This is a genomic window from Haemophilus paraphrohaemolyticus (genome assembly GCF_002015045.1).
Classification (GTDB): Bacteria; Pseudomonadota; Gammaproteobacteria; order Enterobacterales; family Pasteurellaceae; genus Haemophilus_A; species Haemophilus_A paraphrohaemolyticus.
The window spans coordinates 11,634-37,701 of sequence record NZ_MUXX01000004.1 but is presented as its reverse complement, the minus strand read 5'-3'; the positions used below and the strand labels follow the sequence as shown (position 1 = coordinate 37,701).

Annotated in this window: 35 protein-coding genes and 1 pseudogene; 7 read left to right on the top strand and 29 right to left on the bottom strand. The window is 41.9% G+C overall.

The genetic code is table 11. The annotated features are described in order from the left end of the window. Positions 1-16 precede the first annotated feature (16 nt). The 22 genes from rpsK to dprA form a co-directional block, all read right to left on the bottom strand. Positions 17-406 (bottom strand): 30S ribosomal protein S11, encoded by a 390-nt coding sequence (rpsK, locus tag B0184_RS03525; protein WP_005705959.1) that lies wholly within the window; start codon positions 404-406, stop codon positions 17-19. A 15-nt stretch (positions 407-421) separates the two neighbouring features. Beyond that, entirely contained in the window at positions 422-778 is a 357-nt protein-coding gene (rpsM, locus tag B0184_RS03520) for a 30S ribosomal protein S13 (RefSeq protein ID WP_005705966.1), read from the bottom strand. Between the two features lie 135 nt (positions 779-913). Next, a complete protein-coding gene (gene rpmJ, locus B0184_RS03515) occupies positions 914-1,027 on the bottom strand; it encodes a 50S ribosomal protein L36 (RefSeq protein WP_005705974.1) in 114 nt (37 codons plus the stop codon). 20 nt (positions 1,028-1,047) lie between these two features. Next, positions 1,048-2,373 (bottom strand): preprotein translocase subunit SecY, encoded by a 1,326-nt coding sequence (secY, locus tag B0184_RS03510; protein ID WP_005705999.1) that lies wholly within the window; start codon positions 2,371-2,373, stop codon positions 1,048-1,050. Between the two features lie 3 nt (positions 2,374-2,376). Further along, on the bottom strand, positions 2,377-2,811 hold the full coding sequence (gene rplO / locus B0184_RS03505; protein WP_005708122.1) for a 50S ribosomal protein L15: 435 nt from the start codon (positions 2,809-2,811) through the stop codon (positions 2,377-2,379). Between the two features lie 4 nt (positions 2,812-2,815). Beyond that, entirely contained in the window at positions 2,816-2,992 is a 177-nt protein-coding gene (rpmD, locus tag B0184_RS03500) for a 50S ribosomal protein L30 (RefSeq protein WP_005705941.1), read from the bottom strand. Positions 2,993-2,998: 6 nt separating this feature from the next. After that, entirely contained in the window at positions 2,999-3,499 is a 501-nt protein-coding gene (gene rpsE / locus B0184_RS03495) for a 30S ribosomal protein S5 (protein ID WP_005705945.1), read from the bottom strand. 14 nt (positions 3,500-3,513) lie between these two features. Beyond that, positions 3,514-3,867 (bottom strand): 50S ribosomal protein L18, encoded by a 354-nt coding sequence (rplR, locus tag B0184_RS03490; protein ID WP_005706001.1) that lies wholly within the window; start codon positions 3,865-3,867, stop codon positions 3,514-3,516. 14 nt (positions 3,868-3,881) lie between these two features. Beyond that, complete coding sequence (rplF, locus tag B0184_RS03485) at positions 3,882-4,415, bottom strand: 50S ribosomal protein L6 (RefSeq protein ID WP_005708081.1); 534 nt, start codon at positions 4,413-4,415, stop codon at positions 3,882-3,884. 16 nt (positions 4,416-4,431) lie between these two features. Next, positions 4,432-4,824 (bottom strand): 30S ribosomal protein S8, encoded by a 393-nt coding sequence (gene rpsH / locus B0184_RS03480; protein ID WP_005705955.1) that lies wholly within the window; start codon positions 4,822-4,824, stop codon positions 4,432-4,434. Positions 4,825-4,860: 36 nt separating this feature from the next. Then, a complete protein-coding gene (gene rpsN, locus B0184_RS03475) occupies positions 4,861-5,166 on the bottom strand; it encodes a 30S ribosomal protein S14 (RefSeq protein ID WP_005708075.1) in 306 nt (101 codons plus the stop codon). Between the two features lie 11 nt (positions 5,167-5,177). After that, positions 5,178-5,717 carry a 50S ribosomal protein L5 gene (rplE, locus tag B0184_RS03470; protein WP_005708082.1) on the bottom strand — a complete coding sequence of 180 codons (540 nt, stop codon included), beginning with the start codon at positions 5,715-5,717 and terminating at the stop codon, positions 5,178-5,180. Positions 5,718-5,736: 19 nt separating this feature from the next. After that, positions 5,737-6,048, bottom strand: coding sequence for a 50S ribosomal protein L24 (gene rplX, locus B0184_RS03465; protein ID WP_005708126.1), 312 nt, complete (start codon positions 6,046-6,048; stop codon positions 5,737-5,739). A gap of 10 nt (positions 6,049-6,058) precedes the next feature. Further along, the gene (rplN, locus tag B0184_RS03460) at positions 6,059-6,430 is read right to left on the bottom strand and encodes a 50S ribosomal protein L14 (protein WP_005619403.1); all 372 of its coding nucleotides are present in this window, start codon (positions 6,428-6,430) and stop codon (positions 6,059-6,061) included. Between the two features lie 239 nt (positions 6,431-6,669). Then, positions 6,670-7,038 (bottom strand): 50S ribosomal protein L7/L12, encoded by a 369-nt coding sequence (gene rplL, locus B0184_RS03455; RefSeq protein ID WP_005708114.1) that lies wholly within the window; start codon positions 7,036-7,038, stop codon positions 6,670-6,672. Between the two features lie 54 nt (positions 7,039-7,092). Further along, a complete protein-coding gene (gene rplJ / locus B0184_RS03450; protein WP_005705978.1) occupies positions 7,093-7,587 on the bottom strand; it encodes a 50S ribosomal protein L10 in 495 nt (164 codons plus the stop codon). Between the two features lie 360 nt (positions 7,588-7,947). Beyond that, on the bottom strand, positions 7,948-9,615 hold the full coding sequence (locus B0184_RS03445) for an anaerobic C4-dicarboxylate transporter (RefSeq protein ID WP_005708099.1): 1,668 nt from the start codon (positions 9,613-9,615) through the stop codon (positions 7,948-7,950). A 213-nt stretch (positions 9,616-9,828) separates the two neighbouring features. Next, positions 9,829-10,518, bottom strand: a complete 690-nt coding sequence (rplA, locus tag B0184_RS03440) for a 50S ribosomal protein L1 (RefSeq protein ID WP_005708068.1) — start codon at positions 10,516-10,518, stop codon at positions 9,829-9,831. Positions 10,519-10,522: 4 nt separating this feature from the next. After that, positions 10,523-10,951, bottom strand: a complete 429-nt coding sequence (gene rplK, locus B0184_RS03435) for a 50S ribosomal protein L11 (RefSeq protein ID WP_005542594.1) — start codon at positions 10,949-10,951, stop codon at positions 10,523-10,525. 199 nt (positions 10,952-11,150) lie between these two features. Continuing rightward, complete coding sequence (gene nusG / locus B0184_RS03430) at positions 11,151-11,717, bottom strand: transcription termination/antitermination protein NusG (protein ID WP_005708110.1); 567 nt, start codon at positions 11,715-11,717, stop codon at positions 11,151-11,153. A 14-nt stretch (positions 11,718-11,731) separates the two neighbouring features. Further along, a complete protein-coding gene (gene secE, locus B0184_RS03425; RefSeq protein ID WP_005708071.1) occupies positions 11,732-12,139 on the bottom strand; it encodes a preprotein translocase subunit SecE in 408 nt (135 codons plus the stop codon). 120 nt (positions 12,140-12,259) lie between these two features. After that, the gene (gene dprA, locus B0184_RS03420; RefSeq protein ID WP_005708079.1) at positions 12,260-13,405 is read right to left on the bottom strand and encodes a DNA-processing protein DprA; all 1,146 of its coding nucleotides are present in this window, start codon (positions 13,403-13,405) and stop codon (positions 12,260-12,262) included. 102 nt (positions 13,406-13,507) lie between these two features. On the opposite strand from dprA, the gene def reads away from it, so the two are divergent. Then, positions 13,508-14,020: a peptide deformylase gene (gene def, locus B0184_RS03415; RefSeq protein WP_005708112.1), complete on the top strand. Its 513-nt coding sequence runs from the start codon at positions 13,508-13,510 to the stop codon at positions 14,018-14,020. 221 nt (positions 14,021-14,241) lie between these two features. On the opposite strand, the gene B0184_RS03410 is transcribed toward def, so the two are convergent. Then, the gene (locus B0184_RS03410) at positions 14,242-14,502 is read right to left on the bottom strand and encodes a hypothetical protein (protein WP_005708127.1); all 261 of its coding nucleotides are present in this window, start codon (positions 14,500-14,502) and stop codon (positions 14,242-14,244) included. Between the two features lie 11 nt (positions 14,503-14,513). Here B0184_RS03410 and rfaD point away from each other — a divergent pair, with 11 nt between their 5' ends. Beyond that, positions 14,514-15,440, top strand: a complete 927-nt coding sequence (rfaD, locus tag B0184_RS03405) for an ADP-glyceromanno-heptose 6-epimerase (protein WP_005708129.1) — start codon at positions 14,514-14,516, stop codon at positions 15,438-15,440. Here rfaD and B0184_RS10365 read toward each other — a convergent pair. Further along, positions 15,437-15,535, bottom strand: a pseudogene (locus tag B0184_RS10365) (L-ribulose-5-phosphate 3-epimerase); the annotation flags it as partial. The gene rfaD and the pseudogene B0184_RS10365 overlap by 4 nt on opposite strands. Before the next feature lie 66 nt (positions 15,536-15,601). Beyond that, entirely contained in the window at positions 15,602-16,348 is a 747-nt protein-coding gene (ulaR, locus tag B0184_RS03400; protein WP_005708091.1) for an HTH-type transcriptional regulator UlaR, read from the bottom strand. Positions 16,349-17,089: 741 nt separating this feature from the next. Between ulaR and B0184_RS03395 the strand changes: the two genes are divergently transcribed. The 3 genes from B0184_RS03395 to B0184_RS03385 all read left to right on the top strand — a co-directional run bounded on the left by B0184_RS03395 (position 17,090) and on the right by B0184_RS03385 (position 20,539). Then, positions 17,090-18,874 (top strand): PTS ascorbate-specific subunit IIBC, encoded by a 1,785-nt coding sequence (locus B0184_RS03395; protein WP_005708097.1) that lies wholly within the window; start codon positions 17,090-17,092, stop codon positions 18,872-18,874. A gap of 79 nt (positions 18,875-18,953) precedes the next feature. Next, positions 18,954-19,421: a PTS sugar transporter subunit IIA gene (locus tag B0184_RS03390; RefSeq protein WP_005708120.1), complete on the top strand. Its 468-nt coding sequence runs from the start codon at positions 18,954-18,956 to the stop codon at positions 19,419-19,421. A 149-nt stretch (positions 19,422-19,570) separates the two neighbouring features. Next, on the top strand, positions 19,571-20,539 hold the full coding sequence (locus tag B0184_RS03385) for a hypothetical protein (RefSeq protein ID WP_005708073.1): 969 nt from the start codon (positions 19,571-19,573) through the stop codon (positions 20,537-20,539). A gap of 54 nt (positions 20,540-20,593) precedes the next feature. Here B0184_RS03385 and prmA read toward each other — a convergent pair whose 3' ends face one another. Beyond that, positions 20,594-21,475: a 50S ribosomal protein L11 methyltransferase gene (gene prmA / locus B0184_RS03380; RefSeq protein ID WP_005708102.1), complete on the bottom strand. Its 882-nt coding sequence runs from the start codon at positions 21,473-21,475 to the stop codon at positions 20,594-20,596. 137 nt (positions 21,476-21,612) lie between these two features. Here prmA and azlC point away from each other — a divergent pair, with 137 nt between their 5' ends. Beyond that, positions 21,613-22,365, top strand: coding sequence for an azaleucine resistance protein AzlC (gene azlC, locus B0184_RS03375; protein WP_005708083.1), 753 nt, complete (start codon positions 21,613-21,615; stop codon positions 22,363-22,365). Then, complete coding sequence (locus B0184_RS03370) at positions 22,362-22,694, top strand: branched-chain amino acid transporter permease (protein ID WP_005708098.1); 333 nt, start codon at positions 22,362-22,364, stop codon at positions 22,692-22,694. Before azlC ends, B0184_RS03370 begins: the two co-directional genes overlap by 4 nt. Before the next feature lie 32 nt (positions 22,695-22,726). Here B0184_RS03370 and tldD read toward each other — a convergent pair whose 3' ends face one another. From tldD to lipB, 3 genes are all read right to left on the bottom strand, one after another. Then, entirely contained in the window at positions 22,727-24,187 is a 1,461-nt protein-coding gene (gene tldD / locus B0184_RS03365; protein ID WP_005708104.1) for a metalloprotease TldD, read from the bottom strand. 192 nt (positions 24,188-24,379) lie between these two features. Next, positions 24,380-25,369: a lipoyl synthase gene (lipA, locus tag B0184_RS03360; protein ID WP_005708121.1), complete on the bottom strand. Its 990-nt coding sequence runs from the start codon at positions 25,367-25,369 to the stop codon at positions 24,380-24,382. Next, positions 25,369-26,043, bottom strand: a complete 675-nt coding sequence (gene lipB / locus B0184_RS03355) for a lipoyl(octanoyl) transferase LipB (protein ID WP_005708106.1) — start codon at positions 26,041-26,043, stop codon at positions 25,369-25,371. Before lipB ends, lipA begins: the two co-directional genes overlap by 1 nt. Between the last annotated feature and the right edge of the window lie 25 nt (positions 26,044-26,068).

Genomic DNA, 26,068 nt, shown 5'->3' with positions numbered 1-26,068 from the left:
ATTATTCTAACGTCAATTATACGCGACGTTTTTTCGGTGGACGACAACCGTTATGAGGAATCGGAGTCACATCTGTAATATTCGTGATACGGAAACCTGCTGCATTTAATGCACGGATTGTTGATTCACGACCTGGACCCGGACCTTTAACCATAACTTCCAAATTCTTTAAACCAAACTCTTTAACCATTTCTGCACAACGCTCTGCAGCAACTTGAGCAGCGAATGGAGTTGATTTACGAGAACCGCGGAAACCTGAACCACCTGCAGTAGCCCATGCTAATGCGTTACCCTGACGGTCAGTAATGGTTACGATTGTGTTATTGAAAGATGCGTGGATATGAGCTACGCCATCTGCAATCTGTTTTTTAACGCGCTTACGTGCGCGAACTGGTGTTTTAGCCATTATTATCTACTCCGATTATTTTTTGATCGGTTTGCGTGGACCCTTACGAGTACGCGCATTAGTCTTAGTACGTTGACCACGCACTGGTAAACTACGACGATGACGTAAACCACGGTAGCAACCTAGGTCTAAAAGACGTTTGATGCTTAAAGTTACTTCACGACGTAAATCACCTTCGACAGTAAATTTACCAACTTCTTCACGCAGTTTTTCAATCTGCTCTTCAGACAATTCTCTGATCTTTACATCTTCAGCAATACCCGCCGCAGCACAGATAGCTTTAGCACGAGTTTTACCGATACCGTAAATTGCAGTTAATGCGATTACAGTGTGTTTTTGATCAGGAATGTTAATGCCTGCAATACGGGCCACTATGCACTCCTATTATTTAAAGTTTATTGATATGCTGATCTTGAAAAGCCCGTTTCAGGATACTCAAACAGCATATCAGGACGAATGAGCTGAGCAGTATACCTGCTCAGCGGGTTCTTTGCAAGAAATATACGATTAACCTTGACGTTGTTTGTGTTTAGGATCGCTACAAATTACGCGAACAACACCTTCACGCTTAACAACTTTACAGTTACGGCACATTCTTTTAACTGAAGCACGAACTTTCATTGCTTATCCTTTTTTAAGGGCTATTGCCCTAAGCCTTTCAAATTGGCTTTCTTCAACACAGAGTCATATTGTAAAGACATCATATGACTTTGAACCTGTGCGATGAAATCCATAATAACTACCACTACAATTAATAATGAAGTACCGCCTAACTGGAATGGTACTTTCCATAATGATGTAATGATATAAGGAACCAAACAAACAAAGGTAATATACAACGCACCGATTAAGGTTAAACGTGTCATTACTCTATCAATATAACGCGATGTTTGTTCGCCTGGTCTATAACCTGGTACAAACGCACCTGATTTCTTAAGATTATCCGCTGTATCTCGTGGATTATACTGCATTCCTGTATAAAAGAAAGCAAAGAAAATCACAGCCATCGTAAATAATACGATGTATAACGGCTGTCCTGGCTGTAGTAATTGAGATAAATCAAATAACCATTCAAAACCTTCGCTACTTTGACCAAACCACTGCGTAATGCTTGCAGGGAATAAAATGATACTAGAGGCAAAGATTGCAGGAATTACACCTGCCATATTTACTTTTAATGGTAAATGAGATGATCTTGCAGGTGCCATCATTCTACCTTGTTGGCGACTTGCATAGTTTACCACAATTCTTCTTTGTCCACGTTCAACAAAGACAACGAAATATGTTACTGCAAATGCGATAATTGCTATTAGTAGTAAAACAAGGAATGAAATCTCACCTTGTCTCGCTTCTTCAATTGTTTGACCGATTGTTGCTGGAAGACCTGCAACGATACCTGCAAAGATAATTAAAGAAATACCATTACCGATACCACGCTCTGTAATTTGCTCACCTAGCCACATTAAGAACATTGTTCCTGTTACTAAACTAATTACGGCTGTGATATAGAATAACATGTTCGGATTAGGTACTAATCCTGACAACATATTAGGAAGGGCAATTGAAATACCAATAGACTGAATAAATGCTAATAACAAAGTTGCATAGCGTGTATATTTGCTAATTTTACGACGCCCAGCTTCGCCTTCTTTTTTCAATTCAGCTAAAGGAGGGTGAATTGCTGTCAATAATTGGATAATAATTGACGCAGAGATGTAAGGCATAATACCTAATGCAAATATAGAAGCTCTGCTTAATGCACCACCAGAGAACATATTAAACATATCAATGATGGTGCCTTGTTGTTGTCGAACTAACTCGGATAAAACAGAAGCATCAATGCCAGGAACAGGTATAAAAGAACCGATGCGGAATACGATTAACGCACCTAAAACAAATAATAATCTTGATTTAAGCTCGCCAGTTCCTTTTTGTGTACTACCTTGGTACCCTGGTTGCTTTGCCATTTATTATTCCTCGATAGAACCACCAGCAGCTTCGATAGCAGCTTTAGCACCTTTAGTTACGCCTAAACCTTTAACTTTAACCGCTTTTTCAATTTTACCTGCCAAGATTACTTTTGCAGATAAAATATCTTTAGTGATTACGTTAGCCGCTTTTAACGATTCTAAAGTGACAACTTCGCCATCTACTTTCGCTAAGTCGTTTAAACGAACTTCAGCAACGCGGAATGATTTTAATGAAGTAAAACCAAATTTTGGTAAACGACGGTATAAAGGCATTTGACCACCCTCGAAACCACGACGAACACCGCCACCTGTACGAGATTTTTGACCTTTATGACCACGACCACCAGTTTTACCTAAACCAGAACCAATACCACGACCTAAACGTTTAGCACTGTGCTTAGCGCCTTCAGCTGGAGAAAGAGTATTTAAACGCATTCTATTACTCCTCCACTTTAACCATATAGTAAACTTGATTGATCATACCGCGTACTGCTGGAGTATCTTCAAGTTCTACGGTGTGACGAATATGACGAAGACCTAAGCCTTTTAACGTTGCTTTATGTTTCGGTAAACGAGCGATAGAGCTACGAGTTTGAGTTACTTTAATTTTTGCCATATTCAATTACCCCAAAATTTCTTCAACTGTTTTGCCACGTTTTGCAGCAACCATTTCAGGTGATTTCATGTTCTCAAGTGCATCAATTGTTGCACGAACAACGTTAATTGGGTTAGTTGAACCATACGCTTTAGAAAGAACGTTACGAACACCTGCCACTTCTAACACTGCACGCATTGCACCACCAGCGATGATACCAGTACCTTCGCTTGCTGGTTGCATGAATACACGTGAACCTGTGTGTGAACCTTTAACAGGGTGTTGTAATGTACCTTCGTTTAAAGCTACATTGATCATATTGCGACGAGCTTTTTCCATCGCCTTTTGGATCGCTGCTGGAACTTCACGTGCTTTACCGTAACCAAAACCTACACGACCATTACCATCGCCCACTACTGTTAAAGCAGTGAAACTCATGATACGACCACCTTTAACGGTTTTTGATACACGGTTAACCGCGATTAGCTTCTCTTGCAGTTCACCAGCTTGTTTTTCGATGTTTGACATCTCAAATTCCTCTATTAGAACTGTAGACCAGCTTCACGAGCAGCGTCTGCTAATGCTTGCACACGACCGTGGTATTTGAAACCTGAACGATCAAATGCAACCGCTTGAACACCTTTAGCTAAAGCACGTTCTGCAACTAATTTACCAACTACTGCAGCTGCGTCTTTATTACCAGTGTATTTAACTTGCTCTTTAATTTCTTTTTCAACAGTTGAAGCTGCTGCTAAAACTTCTGAGCCATTAGGTGCAATTACCTGCGCATAAATATGGCGAGGTGTGCGATGCACAACTAAACGTGTTGCACCTTGCTCTCTCATTAAATGACGTGCACGGGTTGCACGACGGATACGAGCTACTTTCTTATCCATAGTGTTACCTTACTTTACTTTTTCTTCGCTTCTTTAGTACGTACAACTTCATCAGCGTAACGTACACCTTTGCCTTTATAAGGCTCTGGACGGCGATATGCACGAATGTCTGCTGCCACTTGGCCAATTAACTGTTTATCCGCACTTTTGAGAACGATCTCCGTTTGTGATGGACATTCACCAGTTACACCTGCTGGCAACGCATGTTCAATTGGGTGTGAGAAACCTAAACTTAAAGCAACCACGTTACCTTTCATTTGTGCTCTGTAACCAACACCAACTAATTGCAATTTCTTCGTAAAGCCTTCAGTAACACCGATAACCATCGCATTAACTAATGCACGTGCAGTACCTGCTTGCGCATCTGCGTTTGCAATACCTTCGCGTGGTGCGAAAGTTAATGTATCAGCTTCGTATTTTACTTCAACTGCATTATGAATTTCGCGAGATAACTCGCCGTTTTTACCTTTAACTGTTAATAGCTGACCGTTCAAAGCAACTTGAACACCGGCAGGAACATTAACAGGTGCTTTTGCAACACGAGACATTTTTCCTACCTCTCTATTATGCTACGTAACAGATGATTTCACCGCCGAGACCTGCTTGACGTGCAGCACGGTCGGTCATAACACCTTTCGATGTAGAAACAACTGCGATACCTAAACCACCCATTACTTTTGGTAATTCGTCTTTACGTTTGTAAATACGAAGACCAGGACGGCTTACGCGTTGGATACTTTCTACTACTGGTTTGTTTTGGAAATATTTTAAAGTGATTTCCAACTCAGGTTTTGAACCTTCAACAACTTTGAAGCTCTCAACATAACCTTCTTCAGCTAAAACGCTTGCAATAGCAACTTTTAACTTAGATGAAGGCATACTGATTGCAACTTTATTCGCAGCTTGACCGTTACGAATACGGGTCAGCATATCTGCGATTGGATCTTGCATGCTCATGTATTTACTCCCATGATTCCAAATTAAAAGAGGTTATTACCAGCTTGCTTTCTTAAGGCCAGGAATTTCACCGCGCATAGCAGCTTCACGCACCTTAATACGGCTTAAACCAAACTTACGAAGTACACCGTGTGGACGACCAGTTTGGCGGCAACGGTTACGCTGACGGATTGGACTAGAATCGCGTGGAAGAGTTTGTAATTTTAACACTGCTGCCCAACGATCTTCGTCTGAAGAATTTACATCAGAGATGATTTTCTTTAATTCTTCACGTTTAGCGTAGAATTTATCAGCTAATTTCGCACGTTTAACATCACGTGCAATCATTGATTGTTTTGCCACGATAACCTACCTTATTTACGGAATGGGAAATTGAAAGCCGCTAATAAAGCTTGACCTTCTTCGTCATTTTTCGCAGTTGTAGTGATTGTAATATCTAAACCACGTACACGATCTACTTTATCGTAGTCGATTTCTGGGAAAATGATTTGTTCACGAACACCCATACTGTAATTACCACGACCGTCGAAAGACTTCGCACTTAAACCTCGGAAGTCACGGATACGTGGAACAGCGATAGAAATCAATCTTTCAAAGAACTCCCACATGCGTTCGCCGCGAAGAGTTACTTTACATCCGATTGGATATCCCTGACGGATTTTAAAGCCAGCAACTGATTTACGAGCTTTAGTAATTAAAGGTTTTTGACCACTGATTGCTGTTAGATCTGCTACTGCGTTATCTAAAAGTTTTTTGTCGGTCAATGCTTCACCCACACCCATATTCAGGGTAATCTTTTCGATTCGTGGGACTTGCATGACAGATGAGTAGTTGAATTTTGCTTTTAATTCATTCACTACTGTATCTCTGTAGTAATCATGCAGTTTCGCCATCGCATTACTCCAGTTTTAATTAAATAATTTCATTATTAGATTTGAAGAAACGTACTTTTTTACCGTCTTCGAATCTAAAACCTACACGGTCAGCTTTGTTTGTTTTCGGGTTGAAGATTGCAATGTTTGAACCATCGATTGCAGCTTCTTTTTTCACTAAGCCACCAGCTTTACCTAAAGCAGGAACTGGTTTTTCGTGTTTAGTGATGATGTTGATACCTTCAACAACAACTTTACCGTTTGGTAACACTTGAGTTACCTTACCACGTTTGCCCTTGTCTTTACCAGCAAGAACAATTACTTCATCATTTTGACGGATTTTAGCAGCCATTACATTCCCCTTACAGTACTTCTGGAGCTAAAGAAATGATCTTCATGAATTTCTCAGAACGAAGTTCACGAGTCACAGGTCCAAAAATACGAGTACCGATTGGTTGCTCAGTGTTATTGTTTAAAATTACACAAGCATTGCCATCGAAACGAATAACTGAGCCATCTGGGCGACGAACACCCTTCTTGGTGCGCACAACAACTGCTTTTAACACATCACCTTTTTTCACTTTACCGCGTGGAATTGCTTCTTTTACAGTAACTTTGATGATATCGCCAATAGCAGCGTAACGACGGTGCGATCCACCTAGAACCTTGATACACATTACGCTACGAGCCCCTGAGTTATCAGCAACATCCAGCATAGTCTGTTCTTGGATCATATTAGTGCTCCGTTAAATAAAAAAAACACCCTTTCGGGACGACACTATCTTTCCAAAAAGATAGCTTGCCAATTATACATATTTTATATAGCTAACACAACTTTATTTACTCATTGAAAGAAAATAAAGCGTTGAAAATTTGATCACGCTAGCTTTATAACATATGAAAGGAAAAAGCCAACGGTATAACCATTGGCTTTCTCTTGAACCTGAAGATAGGTTATAAGCTAAAATCAAAATTATTTGATTTCTACTTGTGCACCAGCTTCTTCTAATTCTTTTTTAAGAGCTTCAGCTTCTGCTTTAGAGATGCCTTCTTTTAAGTTAGCTGGAGCAGATTCTACTAAGTCTTTAGCTTCTTTTAAGCCTAAACCAGTTGCACCACGTACTGCTTTGATTACAGCAACTTTGTTTGCACCTGCGTTAGCAAGAACTACGTCGAATTCAGTTTTTTCTTCTGCTGCTGCCGCGCCTGCTGCTGGAGCTGCTGCTACTGCTGCCGCTGCTGAAACACCAAATTTTTCTTCCATCGCTGCGATTAATTCAACGATTTCTGATACTGATTTAGAAGCGATAGCTTCAATGATTTGTTCGTTAGTTAATGACATAACAATCAATTCCTAAAGTAAATAAGTTAAACGATTTGAGAAAACAGCGGAAAATTAAGCCGCTTCTGCTTGTAATTTGTCGCGTAATGCCGCAAGAGTGCGAGCAAGTTTGCCTGCCGCAGCTTCTTTCATTGTGCCCATTAAACGTGCAATTGCTTCTTCGTAAGTTGGTAATGTTGCTAAGAATTCAACATCTTGTGTTTTACCTTCAAAGGCTGCACCTTTAATTTCGAACTCTTTGTTTGCTTTTGCAAACTCAGTGAACAAACGTGCTGCTGCACCTGGGTGTTCGTTAGAGAAAGCAATAAGAGTTGGACCAGTAAACGCATCTTTTAAGCATTCGAATTCAGTGCCTTCTACCGCACGACGTAATAAAGTATTACGTACTACGCGCATAGTTACACCTGCTTCACGTGCATTTTTACGTAACTCAGTCATTTTCTCAACTGTTACGCCACGAGAATCCGCAACAACAGCTGAAAGGGCACCTTTGGCAGCTTCATTTACTTCAGCAACAATTGCTTGTTTGTCTTGAAGATTTAATGCCATTGGTTTTAGCTCCTGATACACTCTGCTATTTTCATAGTCAGAATTACAAAAAACCTCAAAAATTTTACCGCTTGCACGGCATCTTCTTGAGCCTAAGGTGTCCAGAAGCAGAGAAATTCTGTCTGTTCACCATCTATGTAGGATAATTAAGTGCCAAGCACTCCTACAGTCTTCGATGGGGCTTGATGAGGCAAGCACCATCAGTTTTCACACGTTTTCCGTGCAAAATGAGAGCAGAATTATAGACTGCCCTTGTTTATTTGTAAAGTAATAATCTAAAAAATGATCACAAGAACATCAAAAAACGCCACGCTGGATTTCCGTGGCGTATGGAAATGCTTATCTATTTATAGTTTATAGTTATAGATAGCCGTAAATACCTGCAAAAAGGTAACCAAATAAGCAAGCAGTAAACACACCGATTAAACCTGGTAAGATAAAGCTGTGGTTAATCACAAATTTACCAATATGCGTTGTGCCTGAACGGTCGAATTGAATTGCCGCCAAGTCACTTGGGTAAGTAGGTAAAATATAGTAACCATAACAAGCACTTGCAAACGCAAGAATAATACCTGGTTCAACTCCGATATTTAACGCAAGTGGCACGAAGGCAACAAGTGCGGCTGCTTGAGAGTTTACAAATTTAGAAATCAATAACAACATTACCGCATAAGTCCAAGGGTGTGCACGCACAATATCACCAAGAGCGGCTTTCATCATTGGAGTGTGAACAGTAAACATTGTTTCCGCCATCCAAGAGATACCAAACACCGCAACAAGGGCAATCATACCTGAACGGAAAATCTCATTTTTACTGATTTTACCGGCATCAGTTTTTGTGAAAATCACAATCAACGCACCTGCAAGCAACATAAAGATTTGAATCACGTGAACCATACCAAGTGGTGTTTTTTTCTTCATTGTATCTTTCAACACAATCGTCGCATTATCGATAGATTCCACTTTCTCGCCTGCAGTAATCACCACTTTGCCCTCTTCAGACACTACAGTTTGCGTCACATTGCCTTTAGCATCCAAAATCTGAACGTTATCAAAAGTGGTTTTTGTGCTGGCTTTGTTATCTTTCACGTCAAGCAATACCGTACCATCTTTAGCTTGAGCAACAATTTTTCCCTCTTTCACGTTAATGGTTTGCACCGCTTTATTATCCACCATTACTTCCACAATTTGAGCAGGTGAGCTTTTTTCGAATGACGGACGTAAATCTTTGAAGTAACCTAAAAGTGCCACCACAAAAATCGCCCCGAAGAAAATCCACATCGCATTCCAGCTAGATTGCGGTAATTTTTTATCTAAAAGTGAAGCACTGTCGCCATATACATATTTTTTGAATTCTGGATCTTTAATTTTCGCTTGGAATTCTGGGTCTTTGTCTAAATCTTTACCACGGAACCAGCTGAAAATACCAATCGCTAACACCCCACATAAAGTTGAAGGCACAGTGATTTTTAATAAATCTAAGTAACCATCAAAACCGGCAAGCGGTGTTTTTGAGTTCACTAAGAATGCAGTTAAAGTTACCACCGCAACCGATACAGGCGAAGCAATAATCCCCAATTGAGATGCAATTGAACTGGCCGCCATCGGACGCTCTGGACGAATATCGTTTTTAATCGCGATGTCATAAATAATTGGCAACATAGTATAAACCACGTGCCCTGTACCGCAAAGAATGGTTAATGTACAAGTCACAAACGGGGCAAAAATACTCACGTATTTTGGGTTTTTACGCAGTAATTTTTCCGCAATTTGCAACATCACATCCAAACCACCGCTGGCTTGTAAGGTTGCAGAAGTTACCACCACAGCAAGAATAGTGAGCATTACATCAATCGCTGGTTTACCTGGTTCAATACCAAAACCAAACACCAACACGATTAAGCCAATCCCACCAAGCATTCCAAGTGCAATGCCTCCCTTTTTCGCTCCATAGAACAAACAGATCAACACAATCACAAGCTGAATTGCAAACTGCGTCCCTTCCCCTAAGTTCATTAGAAAATCCATAGATACCTCCATCTAGTTACAAATAAAAACGGAGCAAGTTTAGCATAAACTTCTCATAAAATTTGTGATCAAACTCAAACTATTTATTTAGGATCAAATTTCTTACCAATTTTGAGAATTTTTTAACCGCTTGAAGAAGTCAAAAACAAAAAAACCGTACAGGATTTCTCCCATACGGTTTTCTAAAATCAAACTAGTGATTTAAACTAGCAATTATAATGAAGCTTGATCAACAACAACACCAGCACCCATTGTAGTAGAGATGCTTACTTTCTTGATGAACACACCTTTTGCTGTCGTTGGTTTTGCTTTAGTTAAAGCAGCCAATAATGCTTGAAGGTTTTCTTTTAATTGCTCTTCAGAGAAGTTCGCTTTACCGATTGTAGTGTGGATGATACCGTTTTTATCATTGCGGTAACGAATCTGACCAGATTTCGCATTTTTAACTGCTTCAGCAACGTTTGGCGTTACAGTACCTACTTTCGGGTTTGGCATTAAGCCACGTGGACCTAATACTTGACCTAATTGACCTACAACACGCATTGCATCTGGAGAAGCGATAACAACGTCAAAGTTCATTTCGCCTTTTTTCACTTGCTCTGCAAGGTCTTCCATACCTACTAAATCTGCACCTGCTGCTTTCGCTGCTTCTGCGTTCGCACCTTGTGTGAACACAGCAACGCGCGCTGTACGACCTGTGCCGTGTGGTAACACAGTTGCACCACGTACGTTTTGATCTGATTTACGAGGGTCGATACCTAGGTTTACTGCAACGTCAACGCTTTCAACGAATTTTGCTGTCGCGAATTGTTTTAATACTGCGATTGCTTCGTTGATTTCATATGCTTTAGTAGAATCTACGCCAGCTTTGATTGCTTTCATTTTTTTAGTCAATTTAGCCATCGTATTATTCCTCCACCACTAAGCCCATTGAACGAGCAGTACCAGCGATTGATTTCATTTTCGTTTCGATAGTTGCACCAGTCATATCTGCTGCTTTAGTTTCAGCGATTTGACGGATTTGATCTAAAGTTACTTTACCCACTTTATCTTTGTTCGGTTTGCCTGAACCAGATTTAATGCCTGCAGCTTTTTTCAATAATACGGCTGCTGGTGGAGTTTTAGTGACGAAAGTGAATGAACGGTCTGCATATACAGTGATAACTACTGGAATTGGTAAACCTTTTTCTAAGCTCTCAGTACGAGCGTTGAATGCTTTACAGAATTCCATAATGTTCACACCTTGTTGACCTAATGCAGGACCAACTGGTGGTGATGGGTTAGCCATACCAGCTGCAACTTGCAACTTAACGTATGCTTGGACTTTTTTTGCCATTTTTAAGTTTCCTCTAAGTGGGTGATAACGCAAGTAAGACTTGCTCCCCTATGATAAAAAGCACGATGTGCTACACAAAAATACGAGCCATATAAAATGGCTCGTAATTGATGGAGAATTTTATCGAAATTGTGATCGTTTTTCAAGCGGTTTTCGCTTTTTACAAATTTCTAATAAATTTCCACCGCTAAATAATCTATTACCCGTGCTGTTTCTCAACTTGGTTAAATTCAAGCTCAACAGGCGTTGCACGTCCGAAGATTGATACAGACACCTTAATGCGTCCTTTTTCGTAATCCACTTCTTCCACCGTACCGCTAAAGTCTGCAAATGGACCTTCCGTAACACGCACACTTTCGCCAGGGAAGTATTCGTTACGATGACGTGGTTTTTCTGCCGTTTCTTGAACACGGTTAAGAATTCGATCTGCTTCTTTTCTTGAAATTGGTGCTGGTTTATCCGCTGTTCCGCCAATAAAGCCCATTACACGTGGCACGCTACGTACAAGCTGCCAAGTGTAATCGTTCATTTCCATTTCAACTAATACATAACCTGGGAAGAATTTACGTTCTGTTTTACGACGTTTACCGCCTACGTTTTCGATAATTTCTTCAGTTGGCACTAACACTTCACCAAACTGATCTTCCATTTTATGTAATTTGATGTATTCACGTAAGGTTACCGCAACACGATTTTCAAAACCTGAAAATGCTTGGAGTACATACCAACGCTTTTTACTTACTTCTGTTGTTTCTACTTCACTCATTTTGATGCTTAGCCTTATAGATTAGTAATGAAATTAATTAACGCAACGATAATAGTATCAAAGCCCCATAATACAAGTGAAACTACGATACACATTGCGATCACGATGAACGTAGTTTGCGTTGCTTCTGGGCGAGTTGGCCAAATAATTTTGCGTAACTCAGTGCGTGACTCTTTCGCAAAACCAATCGCTTTTTGGCCTTGGTTAGTTATTGCTGCCACTGCCACTGCACCAACAACCAATACCACTAACAATAACACTCGCACAACCAGTGCAAAGTGAGCTGCGAAATAAGCATTACCAATTGCCGCTACTGCTAAAAGCACAATCGCCACAACCCATAATGTCGCATTTAACCCTTTACTTTTTACGCCTGGTTTTTCAAGCTGTTCAGGCGCTTTTTCTTTTTTTTCAGTAGCCATATAAACCCTAAAATTTGTGTATAAAATAGACGTCTAATTTTTTAAAGCGAGAGATTGTAGCATTTTTCTTAGTTTTTAACACGATCTTTTGTAAAAAATATATACACTCTCTGAAAAAGGTTAAGCAAGAACATACCCGCCATTTACCGATTTCACTACACCTAACAATTCCAAGTTTAGAAGTTCAACCAACAACATCGACACATCCATCTCCACCGCTTTGGCAATATCATCAATCGCTATCGGCTCAAAGCTAATCTGTTCGAAAATCTGCTGCTGGCAAGCGGTCATTTCTGGTAAAGTCTTTACAGCAGAGATGACTGCTGATTTTGCAAAACGTGGCACAGAATCCACCGCTTGCGTTTCACCGTCAAACAGCTCTGCTTGCATAGGCTCTTTTTGCAACTGATATTGTACTGCTTGCAAAATGTCTTCAATGCTTTCCGTCAATAACGCCCCTTCTTTAATCAGCTTATGGCAACCCGCAGAATAAGGATTTTGCACTGCATTTGGTAGAGCAAACACCTCCCGACCTTGTTCCAAAGCATAACGGGCAGTAATGAGCGATCCGCTGTTAATCGTTGCTTCCACCACTAATGTGCCTAACGAAAGTCCACTGATAATGCGATTTCGTCGCGGGAAATTCTCGGCAATTGGAGGCTGATTAGGGAAAAATTCCGACACTAATGCCCCGCCAGTCTCAATTATCTGCTCTGCTAATTTTTTGTGTCGTGCTGGGTAAACCTGTGCCAAGCCAGAGCCAAGTACAGCAATTGTGGTGCCCTTTTCTGCCACCACCCGCTGATGACAAAAGCCGTCAACACCAATCGCCAACCCGCTTGTGACCGCAAAGCCATTTTTAACTAATTCCGAGGCAAAATAGCCTGCCCAGTATTCGCCATAATGGGAAAAATCACGGCTTCCGACAATCGCAATCTGCGGCAAGCTCAAGCTTTCCACCGAACCTCGTACGAACAACACAGGCGGTGCGGTGCTAATTTGGCGAAGCAGAAAAGGATAATCCACATCAAATAAAGTCAGAATGCGGTTGCCTTCTTGTTCCGCCCACGCCAAAGCAGTGTTAATCCACGCCATATCTGGCTGAAACCAACGCTGGATTTGCTTTTCGTTCCAACCAATTTGGCGAAGTTGCTGTTTGTCGAATTGGCAAAATTGGTCGAAGTCGATTTCCGCCAACAGGCGAGCGATTTTTTGAGCACCGATTTGTGGCACTTGCAATAATTTGAGCAGAGAAACTGGACGCATTCCGAAATAAAGCCTAGAAAAAAAAGAAAATTTCCCTAATCATAAGAAAAAGGCTAAAATAGCCAACTAAATCTTTTAAAATTTTCGAGCGAGATCACAAAAATGGCAGTATTAGAGGTAGTGTTATACCCAGATGAGCGACTTGCGACGGTGTGCGAACCCGTGGCAAAAGTCGATGCAGAATTAAACCAATTTATCGACGATATGCTTGAGACAATGTACGAACATGAAGGCATTGGGCTTGCCGCACCGCAAGTGGGTGTGTTAAGTCGTGTAATTACTATCGACATTGAGGGCGATAAAAAAAACCAAGTGGTGTTAATCAACCCAGAAATTTTGGAAAGCGAAGGCGAAACGGGTATCGAGGAAGGCTGTTTGTCTATTCCAGGGCATCGTGCGTTAGTGCCACGCAAAGAAAAAGTGAAGGTAAAAGCATTAAACCGCCAAGGTGAAGAGGTGATTTACGATGCCGATGGCTTGTTTGCAATTTGCATTCAACACGAAATCGATCACCTCAACGGTGTGCTGTTTGTGGATCACATTTCCGCCCTCAAACGCCAACGCATTAAAGAAAAAATGCAAAAGCTGAAAAAACAAATTGCGAGAGCGAAGTAAGTTTTTTGAGACGATTCCTAAGCTTGTCGAATGATAAGCCGAAAATGGAAAGCAAATCAGCAACAAACTTTAACCGCTTCTGCTGTTTAAAGTTTAATCGTAAATAAAAACCACCATTTAGGTGGTTTTTTCGGTGCTTAAAAGTTAAGATTTCTTTTCCTTCTAAAGATAATCTGCACTGCAAATATGCAAACGCTGATTGCTTGGCTCAGGCTATTCGCCTAATAATAAATTACGTAAAATTTCGAAGGCTTTAATCCATCAACATCTTGCAAAAACCAATTGAGCTCTGCTATAGACACTCTTCTCTTTTTTCTGGCATCAACGTGTCGGATATATTCTTCAAAAGGATCTTTAGCCATAAAATAAGAGTAAAAATAAGTTTTCATTTTACCTTTTTTCCGTTTCAAGCGGTCAATTTTCGGCAAAAATTTGCAAATCCGCCTTGTTCCACCGATAATATCCGCAATTTTAATCAGCATAAGGAAAACCTATGATTATCGTAACTGGCGGCTTTGGTATGATCGGCAGCAATATTGTCAAAGCCTTAAATGAGATGGGTCGCAAAGATATTTTAGTAGTGGACAACCTCAAAAATGGGGAAAAATTCATCAATTTAGTAGATTTAGACATTGCAGATTATTGCGATAAAGAAGATTTCATCGCCTCAATTATCGCGGGCGACGATTTTGGCGACATTGATGCGGTATTCCACGAAGGGGCTTGTTCAGCTACTACCGAATGGGACGGCAAATACCTAATGCACAACAACTACGAATACTCCAAAGAGTTGTTGCATTTCTGCTTAGATCGCCAAATTCCGTTCTTCTATGCTTCAAGTGCGGCGACCTATGGCGGTCGTTCAGATAACTTTATCGAAAAACGCGAATTTGAAGGTCCGCTCAATGCGTATGGCTACTCAAAGTTCTTATTTGATGAATATGTGCGCAGAATCTTGCCTGAAGCGGATTCTCCTGTATGTGGTTTCAAATACTTCAACGTTTACGGCCCGCGCGAACAGCATAAAGGCTCAATGGCAAGCGTAGCATTCCACCTCAACAACCAAATGTTGAAAGGCGAAAACCCAAAACTTTTTGAAGGTTCAGAAGAGTTTTTACGCGACTTCGTGTATGTAGAAGATGTCGCAAAAGTAAATATCTGGGCGTGGCAAAATGGCATTTCCGGTATTTACAACCTTGGCACAGGCAAAGCGGAATCGTTCAAAGCGGTTGCCGAAGCGGTGATTAAATTCCACGGTAAAGGCGAAATTGAGACCATTCCATTCCCAGACCATTTGAAATCTCGCTACCAAACCTTCACCCAAGCAGACTTAACCGCTTTGCGTTCAGCTGGCTATAAAGGCGAATTTAAGTCTGTAGCGGAAGGCACGGCGGCTTATATGGCTTGGTTGAATCGATAATCAAGGCCACAGGCTTTGGCGATGGAAAGTCTGCCTTGCCAAGAAATATTTTTTGGCAAGGCTTTTTCGTAGATACTGAGGTTGTGTTTTCTCATGAATGCCTCTTGAGTGAAATGATGTAGGGGCAAATTCTTTGCAAAAGAAAATTAAAATCCAACCGCTTACACCAACACCACTTCCAGCCCGTTCTCTCTTAAGGCTTGAATTATCGCTGGATCCGCCTCTCTGCCTGTAATTAGCAAGTCAATTTCACTCAAATCGCTAAACAGCATCCCGACCTGTTTGCCGAGCTTAGTACTATCGACTAACGCGATAAACTTGTGTGCCTTACGGGCAAGGACTTGTTCGGAGTTGGCTAAAATCATATCAGTTTTATATAAGCCTTCAGGGGTAAAACCTTTTCCGCTGGTGAACATCACATCCGCAAAATAGTTGTTTTCGTGCTGATTGTTTAACGAGAGCGTCACGCGTTTATTCTTATTATATTGCCCACCTATAATCACAATATTTTCGTGATTATGTTCAATCAGATAATTCGTAAGCGGTAGAAAATTGGTGATGATTTGCAAATGTTTACCGCACAGATGATTGCCGAGTAGTTGCATCGTCGAACCTGCAGTTAAAATTACACTTGCACCATCAAAACAGTATTTACTTGCCGCTTCGGCAATCCGTTGTTTCTCGCTGACGTTGTTGATTTTATTTGAGAAAAATTGGGTAAAGTCTGTTTCAATCGCTTCCGCCCCATTACGCACTTTGCGTAGTTTGCCTTGCTCGTGTAGTTTGCTAATATCGCGGCGAGCAGTAGCGGGCGATACGCCTAATAAATCGATAATTTCGTTGGTGGAAAGTATCTTTTTTTCTTCCAGTAACGAAAGTAATTGTTTGTGTCTATAGGTTTCGTTCATTGGTAATCCTTTTGTTGTGGTGTTTAATCAATGAACTGTAACTTTACTTTTGCCTATACTTTCCTCCATTTACAGAAGGAATGAATTGAGGTAAGAAATGTTTTTACAATATTGATTTAAACTGAATATTTAGTGCTTGTTAGAAGCTATCATTGGAACCACGTGGGTGATTTTACCGTATTTAGCAAATAGGATTGAAAGAATCCAACTTTCATAAGTGATTTCATTAACGTTAGCCATAGTGTGCTCATCTCTGTATTCAATTACAGAAAAATTCAATCATTTTGAATCATAAATAATCACAAAATTTTGTAAAATACTTTTTATTGATTTTGTGATCTAGTTCTCATTTTTAATGTATTCAGACAAAACAAGATTCTATCTGCTTGGACTTGAAAAAAAGGAGGGTTCGTTATATATTGAGAAATGAAAAGGTGGTAGAGCTTGCCCCACTTTTAGATATGTTTATCAAGCTCGAGCCTCAGATTGACTTAATAATTATCTTATTATAAAAGCCATAGTTTATTGAATATTGTGACTTTTTATTTTCTTCATTTGCAAAAAATCGTTTATATCCTACCGCTTGAAAAATAAAATGTGTCCAATTCTAAAAATAATCAAAAATAATCTTTATTTATCAAAATAAGGTAGTTGTCATGCAGCCATTACATTTGCTGAATGATACTCTCAATCAACAGCGTCTTTTTGACGTAATTTGATTTTAAAATAACAGGTTCTCTTATGGAAATGCTCAGTGATATTCTGGTCTTTTTAAAAGATCAGGTGTTAAATAAAGCACCTTTCTTACTTGGTATTGTTGCCTGCTTGGGCTACATTCTGCTAAAAAAAGATTCCACCACCATTATTAAAGGCACCATCAAAACCATTGTAGGTTTTATGCTTGTGCAAGCAGGTTCAGGCTTCTTGGTTACCAACTTCAAACCGGTGATTGAAGGTTTATCCAAATTCCATCACTTAACTGGCGCGGTGATTGACCCATACACCAGTATGCAAGCGACTATTCAAACCATGGCAGATAACTACGCTTGGGTAGGGTATGCAGTAATCGGTGCATTGTTGCTTAATATCTTATTAGTGGTGTTCAGAAAATTCACTGGTATTCGTACCATTATGCTGACAGGACATATTATGTTCCAACAAACAGGTTTGGTGGCAGTGTTCTACATGATCATTGGTGCATCAATGTGGGAAACGGTGATTTATACCTCGGTACTAATGGCTCTCTATTGGGGTATCTCTTCTAACATTATGTATAAAGCTACGCAAGCTGTTACTGGCGGAGCAGGTTTCTCTATCGGTCACCAACAACAAATTGCCTCTTGGATTGCAACTAAACTTGCACCAAAACTCGGCGACAAAAACGACTCTGTGGATCATATGAAATTACCGAAATGGTTACACATTTTCCACGACAGCATCTCTGCAACCGCACTCATCATGACTATCTTCTTCGGTATCATTCTTCTCTCATTCGGTTTAGACAACCTGCAACAAATGGCGGGTAAAACTCACTGGTCTATGTACATTCTTGAAATGGGCTTGAAATTCGCAGTAGCGATTCAAATCATCGTAACGGGTGTGCGTATGTTCGTGGCGGAATTGTCCGAAGCCTTCAAAGGTATCTCTGAACACTTAATACCAAACTCAGTGCTTGCGATTGACTGTGCGGCAATTTATGCCTTCTCACCAAATGCAATGGTATTCGGCTTTATGTGGGGTGCAATCGGTCAATTCGTGGCTGTGGGTATCTTACTCGGCTTTAGCTCACCAATCTTAATTATCCCTGGCTTTATTCCGATGTTCTTCTCAAACGCTACCATCGGCGTGTTCGCAAACCAATTCGGTGGCTGGAAAGCAGTGATGAAAATCTGTTTCGTGATGGGTATGATTGAAGTGTTCGGCTCTGCGTGGGTAATCCAAATGCTTGCCAGCCAAGGTACCACTTTCAACGGCTGGATGGGTATGGCTGACTGGGCGTTATTCTTCCCACCAATCCTACAAGGTATCATCAGCGTACCAGGCTTCTTCTTCGTGATTGTTGCCCTTGCATTAGTTTATATGTTCTTCGCATCTCGCCAATTACGTACTGAAGAAGCAGAAGCGAAAGCCAAAGACTTAACCCTTGAACAATTAGATGGCTACGGCTTAGATCAAGCACAAGCAGGGACAGAACAAGCGGTCGAAAAAGCGGAAACTTCTGCAAATGTTTATGCAAAACCTGTGCACATTCTTGCAGTGTGCGGTTCAGGTCAAGGCTCATCAATGATGATGAAAATGAAAATTAAACAATACCTTGATAAACGAGGCATTCCAAACGTAATGGACTCTTGCGCAGTGACCGACCATAAAGGTAAAGTATCAGGCGTGGACATCATCGTTTGCTCAAAACACTTACAAGATGAAATCGTTCAAGGAGGTAGCGTCTCTGTGCTAGGCGTACAAAATATGCTGAACCCGAATACCTTCGGCGAAGAACTCTTGACGTTGATTAAAAAATATCAATAAATCCTATGGCGTCCTTTAGGGACGCATTTATACGTAACCTAGGGAGGAAGCCCTAGGGATTAAACAAAAAGGACACTCTATGTTAAAAGAATCCCTCATTGAAAATCACTCCATCGCCCTCAACCAAACCGCTACTTCTTGGAAAGAAGCCATCAAAATCGGCACAGACTTACTCGTTAAAGCGGGCACTATCGAACCTAGCTACTACGACCACATCATCAGCAATATCGAAAAAATGGGGCCTTACATCATTCTAGCCCCAGGCTTAGCAATGCCACACGCTCGTCCAGAAGAAGGCGTGATTAAAACCTCTTTTGCATTGGTCACCTTAAAAGACCCTGTGACCTTTGAAGGCGAAGACGAACCCGTGAGCGTCTTCATCACCCTTGCAGGTAGCGATTCTGACCGCCATATGGAAGGCTTAATAGAAATTACCCAAGTGCTTGACGACGAAGAGAGCGAAACAGGCGTGAACCTCGATAAATTCCTCGCCTGCAAAACCGCAGAGGATGTGTATGCGATGATTGATGCGGCATTAAATGCATAACATTGTAGGGTGTGTGGGCAAAGCCTACGCAAGCGGTCGATTTTGCAAAACTTTTTACATATCAGACCGCTTTTTGTTTCAATCCTTTTGAACCTTGCTCTATTTTGGATTATTATTTCGACTATCATATTCAATAAAGAGTATTCACAATGAACAAACTCAACTACCTTATTCCAACCCTTATTGCGGCAACAAGTCTTTCCGCCTATGCCGAACAAAGTAATGTAGAAGAGCCCGAAAACACTTGGGCAGATCAACAACATAAAACAGTTAAACAATCGCTTCACAGTTGGTCAAATAATATTAACGATTGGTTAGGAGAAACTGACCAGAGCAAACCCGCCTCAGCAAGCTTACGCGTAATGATGGATATGGAATGGAACCGCTACAGCCGCTTTACTTACAAACCTCGTGTGCGCGGTAAAATTAAATTACCTGTATTGAAAAAACATTTGAGCGTCGTCTTCGGGGACGAGGATATTGAGAACCAATCCCGCGATAAAAACCGTGTTGGGAAAAACTACGAAAATTTAGAACGGAATCGCAACTATGATGCTCGCCAAACCAGAAATGACAACGCATCAATGGCTTTGCGTTGGTCAAATGCCGCAAAAGAATTTGGTGTGAAAACAGATTTTGATGTGGGTTTACGCTCAATGGGAGATATATTTGGACGTTTGCGAATCAGCAAAAAACAGGAATGGACAGAAAATTTCAGCACGCGTCTCGAACAAATTTACCGTTATGGCTCACGTAGTCGCCACTATTTACGAACTAACTTAGAAAACCGCTATATTGATAGCGACAGCACTTTTATTATGAACCATACTTTCTTGCAATATACACATAATAAGGAAGAAGAAACGGGCTGGGGCAATAGCCTTTACCGTCAACATACTTTTTCTGGTTTTAAAACCCTAAGTTATGGCATATTTACTGGGGGGCGATTCGATAAAGACCGCTCAAAATTTAATACTTGGGGGCCCTTTGTTACCTATCGTCAACCAATTTTAAGAAAATGGCTCTTTATTCAGCCTGAAATTAGTCTTTATAACGATAAAGATAATAATCGAGGGCACTATTTCAACGGGTTTATGCGTTTAGAAGCAGTGTTTTAAAACAGCAAGCGGTGAAATTAGCAAAATAAAATGCAAATTTCACCGCTAATTTTATTATTTCTTCACACCCGTAATGCGGCACCACTCTTCTTTTTCCACCACAGGATCGAGGTTAAAATCATGAGCATACGCTTCGCAGACCGATTCGGCTTGCGTGGCTAAAATACCTGACAAACCTAAATCTCCTTGCAGTTTTACAAGTGTAATGATATTCGGTGCTAACTCCTTCAGCGGCCCCGCTAAAATGTTCGCTACCACCACATCGGCTTGTAAATCTGCTGGCTGATCTTTAGCTAAGAACAACTCTAGGCGATCCGCCACACCATTCGCTTCAGCATTATTGGTCGAAGCCAAAATCGCTTGCGGGTCGATGTCGATACCAATCGCACGTTTCGCCCCCAGTTTCAGTGCAGCAATGGCGAGAATACCCGAACCGCAGCCGAAATCAATCACCGTTTTACCCGTTAAATCTAAGCTATCTAGCCATTGCAAGCAGAGTGCTGTGGTTGGGTGCGTACCTGTGCCGAACGCCAAGCCTGGGTCTAACATCACGTTCACCGCATTCGGATCTGGCACTTCACGCCAGCTTGGGCAGATCCACAGGCGTTTGCCGAACTGCATTGGGTGGAAGTTATCCATCCATTCACGCTCCCAATCTTTATCTTCAATTTGCTCGATTTTATGTGCAAAATCTGGTGCGACCAAACGGCTGATAGTCAACGCCTCGACAATCACGCTCATATCAGTTTCCGCATCGAATAAACCGACTACATCCGTATTCCCCCACAAGCGTGTTTCGCCTGGAAGCGGTTCAAAAATTGGGGTGTCTTGGCTATCCATGAAAGTGACCGACACCGCCCCAATTTCCGTTAAAAAATCGCTGATTTGCTCAGCCTGTTTATCTGTACTATTTAAACGAATTTGTACCCACGCCATTTTGTGTTCCTTTGTTAAGAATTTCGGATAATTTTGCAATATTATAATGGACTTTCTGCCTAAACGATACGAACACATTACCCCCAAAACCATTTTCGTGTATCATATTTCACTTCATTTTCACTCCAAAAAATCTTATGCAATCTACAACTCTTGAACTTTCTCGTGGCGAACGCATCAAAACTGCCGCGAAAGCAGCATTGCCTTATAGTGCACCGATGATCGCAGGTTTTCTCTTTTTAGGTATCGCCTACGGGGTTTATATGAAAGCAATCGGCTTTGGTGTGTTATATCCTATGCTGATGGCACTCCTCATCTACGCAGGCTCGGTCGAATTTATCGCCGCAGGTGCGTTAGTCGCACCCTTTTCACCGTTAAGCGTATTTCTAATTGCTTTGATGGTAAGCGGTCGCCAGATTTTCTACGCCATTTCAATGCTGGAAAAATACGGTGCACACCTTGGCAAAAAACGGTGGTATTTGATTAGCGGGCTGGTCGATGAATCCTTCTCACTCAACTATATGGCACAAATCCCTGCAGGCATCGACAAAGGCTGGTATATGTTCTTCGTGACTTTCTACTTGCATTTATATTGGGTGATTGGTGCAACACTGGGCAACCTCTTCGGAGGTATGTTGCCTGTGAATTTAGCAGGCGTAGAATTTGCGATGACTGCCCTTTTCTTGGTCATTTTTGCGGAAAATTGGCTGAAAGAAAAATCGCACGAAAGCTCGTTACTCGGCTTAGGCATTGCGTTTATATCGCTAATTGTGGTCGGGAGAGAGCATTTCTTAATCCCAACATTGATTGGTATTTGGGTAATTTTAACCCTACGCCGCCCACAGCAGGCAAGAAAACTTGAGACCGTTAAATTGGAGGAAAGCAAATGACCGTTACCGAACACATCATTACCATCGGGCTTTGTGTTTTAGCGGTGCAAATCACCCGCTTGGTGCCGTTTTGGCTCTTCCCCGCCAACCGCCCGATTCCCGAATATATCCGCTACCTTGGCAAAGTGCTACCCGCTGCAATGTTTGGAATGTTGGTGATTTACTGCTACAAAAATATCGATATTTTCGCAGGACACCGTGGCTTGCCCGACTTTATCGCAGGAGCATTAGTGTTGGCATTGCATTTTTGGAAAAAGAATATGTTTATTTCCATTTCAGTCGGCACGCTGTTTTATATGGTGTTAGTGCAGCAGGTGTTTGTTGCATAACCTAGGGCGAAAGCCCTAGGCATACAAACATTCTACCCCCTTCCCCCCACGGTAATTTTATCCAATTTCACCGTTGGTTGTCCGACACCCACTGGCACGCTTTGCCCTTCTTTGCCGCAAGTACCGATGCCTGGGTCGATTTCCATTTTTTTGCCGACCATTGAAACTTGTTGCATTGCATCAATCCCGCTACCGATTAAAGTTGCACCCGTTACAGGTTTAGTGATTTTACCTTTCTCAATTAAGTAGGCTTCTGCGGTGGAGAACACAAATTTGCCCGAGGTAATGTCCACTTGTCCGCCGCTAAAATGCGGGGCGTAGATACCGTATTCGACCGATTCGATCATCTCGTCAAATTCATGGTTACCTTCGGTAAGGTAAGTATTCGTCATTCGTGGCATTGGCAAGTGGGCATAAGATTCACGTCTGCCGTTGCCTGTTGGAGCCACGCCCATTAAGCGGGCGTTGAGCTTATCTTGCAAGTAGCCTTTCAAGATGCCGTTTTCGATCAACACATTACGTTGAGAAGGCACGCCTTCATCATCAACCGTCATTGAACCGCGGGCATTCTGGATTGTACCGTCATCGACAATAGTACAAAGCGGTGAAGTCACTAACTCACCAATTTTGCCTGTAAACAACGAGGATTCTTTACGGTTGAAATCGCCTTCCAGCCCGTGTCCAACCGCTTCGTGGAGTAAAATGCCTGGCCAACCAGCACCTAGTACAATTGGCATTGTTCCCGCAGGAGCAGGCATTGCACCCAAGTTCACCAACGCCATTCGCACCGCTTCTTTCGCCAAGTATTCAGCACGGTTGTAGCCAACCATTTCGCCGTTAATGATGTGGGGTTCTAAGAAGAAATTTAAGCCGTAGCGACCGCCCATTCCTGATGAACCGCGTTCACGCTTGCCATTTTCCTCTACCAATACCGACACCGACAAACGCACCAGCGGGCGAATATCTGCTGCTAACGTGCCATCGGTTGCAGCGACTAACATCTCTTCATAAATCGCCGATACATTCGCATTCACTTGCACCACTCGAGGATCTTCGGCTCGAGCCACTTTATCAACTAAATACAGTAAGTCCACTTTCTGCTCACGGCTTAAAGTTTCAAGCGGATTGATCGCTGCATAACGCTGACAAGCGGTCGTTTCTTTGAAATTTTTTACCAATAATTGACCGCTTTCGTTGCTGATAGAACGTGCCGCTTCAGCACATTGATTGAGCTGACTCAAACCGATTTGGTCAGCATAGGCAAAGCCCGTTTTCTTGCCTGAAACAGCACGCACGCCAAAACCGCGGTCGATATAAAAGCCACCTTCTTTGATGATGGAATCTTCCAACGCCCAACTTTCATCTTGACTGAGTTGGAAATAGAGATCCGCATAGTCAATTTGACGGCTAGAGAAGTGATCTAATACTTGAGAAAGGTGTGAAAGCTCCACGCCAGTTGGGGCAAGTAGGCTTTCTGAGACTTGTTTTAACATAGGGGTTCCTGATTATTTTTCCTCACCCCTTGTGGGAGAGAGTAAATCTTAGTAAATAAAATTTTGCGAATTTTAGCATAAATTCGACCGCTTAATGGGGTAATTTCCGCTGGTCATATCCAAAAACAAAGCGGTCGAAATCTGCAAAACTTTTGCAAATCTCGACCGCTGGTGAAAGGTTTACACACCTATCTATTTAACAATCTCACCTTTCGCTTGCAGATCGGCGTGGTAAGATGAACGCACGAATGGTCCGCAGGCTGCGTGTTCGAAGCCCATTTTTTCGGCTTCAGCACGGAACATATCAAACTCTTCAGGCGGCACGTAGCGTTCAACTTTTAAATGGTGGCGGCTTGGTTGGAGATACTGGCCAACGGTGAGCATCGTTACGCCTTGAGCACGTAAGTCACGCATCACTTCCAAAATCTCTTCGTTAGTTTCGCCTAAACCGACCATTAAGCCCGATTTAGTTGGAATATCTGGGAACTCTTCTTTAAAGATTTTAAGCAATTCGAGCGACCAATGATAATCCGCTCCAGGGCGAACCTCACGGTATAAGCGTGGCACATTTTCCAAATTGTGGTTGAACACATCAGGTGGATTTTGTTTTAAAATTGCGACCGCTTGTTCGACACGTCCACGGAAGTCTGGCACGAGAATTTCCACTTTACACTCTGGATTTAACGCCTTGATTTCTCGCACGGTTGCCGCAAAGTGGGCTGCACCGCGGTCTGGCAAGTCGTCTCGGTCTACCGAAGTAATTACCACATATTTAAGCCTCATATCTTGCACAGTTTCTGCCACTTTACGCGGTTCATCTGGGTCAAGCGGAAGCGGTTTGCCGTGTGCTACATCACAGAACGGGCAGCGGCGGGTACAAATTGCCCCCATAATCATAAAGGTTGCCGTGCCGTGGTTGAAGCATTCGTGCAAGTTAGGGCAAGAAGCTTCTTCACACACTGAGTGTAAGCCGTGGCGACGCATCCCGTTTTTAATACTGTCGATTTTTGCCGAACTTGCTGGTAGTTTAATTTTCATCCAGCTCGGTTTTTTGAGTAACTCTTGATCTGGGTCGATATTGCGAACTTGGATAACAGAGGTTTTCGCTGCATCACGATATTTCACGCCTCGTTCCATTTTGAACGGTGCGAGTTTCGCTGGCGTATTCGTTGCCGTTGTCATTAGAATTCGTTTTCCTCGTTGTTAATAAATTGTTGCACATTATAGCCTAAAATCGCGGCAAAGTGGGCGACCAATTTTGGGGAGACATCCTCACAGGTTAAATTACTCTGATTATTCAATTCGCTTAATTGGCACATTTCAAGCCCTGCATAACCGCACGGGTTAATGTTGTGAAACGGTGATAAATCCATATTGATATTAAGTGCTAGCCCATGGAACGAACAACCTTTACGAATACGAAGTCCTAATGAGCAAATTTTTCGCCCCTCCACATAAACCCCTGGTGCATCTGGTTTTGGGTAGCTTTCCACACCATAATCCGCCAAGGTTTTCACCACACATTGTTCAAGTGCGGTAACTAAATCACGTACAGAAACGTCGTGCCCCTGGGCTTTTAAGCGCTTGATGTCGATCAGCACATACATCACCTGCTGACCAATTCCGTGATAGGTAATCTGCCCGCCTCGATCCGATTGCACGACTGGAATATTAGTTTGATGAATGAGGTGTTCTGGCTTGCCTGCTGAACCTTGTGTAAAAACGCTGGGGTGTTGCACTAGCCAGATTTCATCTTGAGTTTCTTCGGTGCGGTTGTCGGTGAAATCCTGCATTTTATGCCAGATTTTTTCATAAGGTTGCACGCCCAATTGGCGAATAATCAGTTTTGTGTTCATAGTGGGGATTTTGAGATGAAAATAT

Excerpts from the sequence above, each read along its gene's own strand:
- secE (WP_005708071.1), bottom strand. The coding sequence starts at position 12,139 with ATGGCTACTGAAAAAAAAGAAAAAGCGCCTGAACAGCTTGAAAAACCA.
- rplN (WP_005619403.1), bottom strand. The coding sequence starts at position 6,430 with ATGATCCAAGAACAGACTATGCTGGATGTTGCTGATAACTCAGGGGCT.
- azlC (WP_005708083.1), top strand. The coding sequence starts at position 21,613 with ATGCAATCTACAACTCTTGAACTTTCTCGTGGCGAACGCATCAAAACT.
- def (WP_005708112.1), top strand. The coding sequence starts at position 13,508 with ATGGCAGTATTAGAGGTAGTGTTATACCCAGATGAGCGACTTGCGACG.
- rplK (WP_005542594.1), bottom strand. The coding sequence starts at position 10,951 with ATGGCAAAAAAAGTCCAAGCATACGTTAAGTTGCAAGTTGCAGCTGGT.
- secY (WP_005705999.1), bottom strand. The coding sequence starts at position 2,373 with ATGGCAAAGCAACCAGGGTACCAAGGTAGTACACAAAAAGGAACTGGC.
- B0184_RS03390 (WP_005708120.1), top strand. The coding sequence starts at position 18,954 with ATGTTAAAAGAATCCCTCATTGAAAATCACTCCATCGCCCTCAACCAA.
- rplJ (WP_005705978.1), bottom strand. The coding sequence starts at position 7,587 with ATGGCATTAAATCTTCAAGACAAACAAGCAATTGTTGCTGAAGTAAAT.
- B0184_RS03410 (WP_005708127.1), bottom strand. The coding sequence starts at position 14,502 with ATGCTGATTAAAATTGCGGATATTATCGGTGGAACAAGGCGGATTTGC.
- lipB (WP_005708106.1), bottom strand. The coding sequence starts at position 26,043 with ATGAACACAAAACTGATTATTCGCCAATTGGGCGTGCAACCTTATGAA.
- rpsK (WP_005705959.1), bottom strand. The coding sequence starts at position 406 with ATGGCTAAAACACCAGTTCGCGCACGTAAGCGCGTTAAAAAACAGATT.
- rpsE (WP_005705945.1), bottom strand. The coding sequence starts at position 3,499 with ATGTCAAACATCGAAAAACAAGCTGGTGAACTGCAAGAGAAGCTAATC.
- rplR (WP_005706001.1), bottom strand. The coding sequence starts at position 3,867 with ATGGATAAGAAAGTAGCTCGTATCCGTCGTGCAACCCGTGCACGTCAT.
- lipA (WP_005708121.1), bottom strand. The coding sequence starts at position 25,369 with ATGACAACGGCAACGAATACGCCAGCGAAACTCGCACCGTTCAAAATG.
- prmA (WP_005708102.1), bottom strand. The coding sequence starts at position 21,475 with ATGGCGTGGGTACAAATTCGTTTAAATAGTACAGATAAACAGGCTGAG.
- rplO (WP_005708122.1), bottom strand. The coding sequence starts at position 2,811 with ATGCGTTTAAATACTCTTTCTCCAGCTGAAGGCGCTAAGCACAGTGCT.
- rplA (WP_005708068.1), bottom strand. The coding sequence starts at position 10,518 with ATGGCTAAATTGACTAAAAAAATGAAAGCAATCAAAGCTGGCGTAGAT.
- B0184_RS03385 (WP_005708073.1), top strand. The coding sequence starts at position 19,571 with ATGAACAAACTCAACTACCTTATTCCAACCCTTATTGCGGCAACAAGT.
- dprA (WP_005708079.1), bottom strand. The coding sequence starts at position 13,405 with ATGCGTCCAGTTTCTCTGCTCAAATTATTGCAAGTGCCACAAATCGGT.
- ulaR (WP_005708091.1), bottom strand. The coding sequence starts at position 16,348 with ATGAACGAAACCTATAGACACAAACAATTACTTTCGTTACTGGAAGAA.
- rplF (WP_005708081.1), bottom strand. The coding sequence starts at position 4,415 with ATGTCTCGTGTTGCAAAAGCACCTGTTAATGTTCCTGCCGGTGTTCAA.
- tldD (WP_005708104.1), bottom strand. The coding sequence starts at position 24,187 with ATGTTAAAACAAGTCTCAGAAAGCCTACTTGCCCCAACTGGCGTGGAG.
- nusG (WP_005708110.1), bottom strand. The coding sequence starts at position 11,717 with ATGAGTGAAGTAGAAACAACAGAAGTAAGTAAAAAGCGTTGGTATGTA.
- B0184_RS03395 (WP_005708097.1), top strand. The coding sequence starts at position 17,090 with ATGGAAATGCTCAGTGATATTCTGGTCTTTTTAAAAGATCAGGTGTTA.
- rplX (WP_005708126.1), bottom strand. The coding sequence starts at position 6,048 with ATGGCTGCTAAAATCCGTCAAAATGATGAAGTAATTGTTCTTGCTGGT.
- rplL (WP_005708114.1), bottom strand. The coding sequence starts at position 7,038 with ATGTCATTAACTAACGAACAAATCATTGAAGCTATCGCTTCTAAATCA.
- B0184_RS03445 (WP_005708099.1), bottom strand. The coding sequence starts at position 9,615 with ATGGATTTTCTAATGAACTTAGGGGAAGGGACGCAGTTTGCAATTCAG.
- rpmJ (WP_005705974.1), bottom strand. The coding sequence starts at position 1,027 with ATGAAAGTTCGTGCTTCAGTTAAAAGAATGTGCCGTAACTGTAAAGTT.
- B0184_RS03370 (WP_005708098.1), top strand. The coding sequence starts at position 22,362 with ATGACCGTTACCGAACACATCATTACCATCGGGCTTTGTGTTTTAGCG.
- rpsH (WP_005705955.1), bottom strand. The coding sequence starts at position 4,824 with ATGAGCATGCAAGATCCAATCGCAGATATGCTGACCCGTATTCGTAAC.
- rplE (WP_005708082.1), bottom strand. The coding sequence starts at position 5,717 with ATGGCGAAACTGCATGATTACTACAGAGATACAGTAGTGAATGAATTA.
- rfaD (WP_005708129.1), top strand. The coding sequence starts at position 14,514 with ATGATTATCGTAACTGGCGGCTTTGGTATGATCGGCAGCAATATTGTC.
- rpmD (WP_005705941.1), bottom strand. The coding sequence starts at position 2,992 with ATGGCAAAAATTAAAGTAACTCAAACTCGTAGCTCTATCGCTCGTTTA.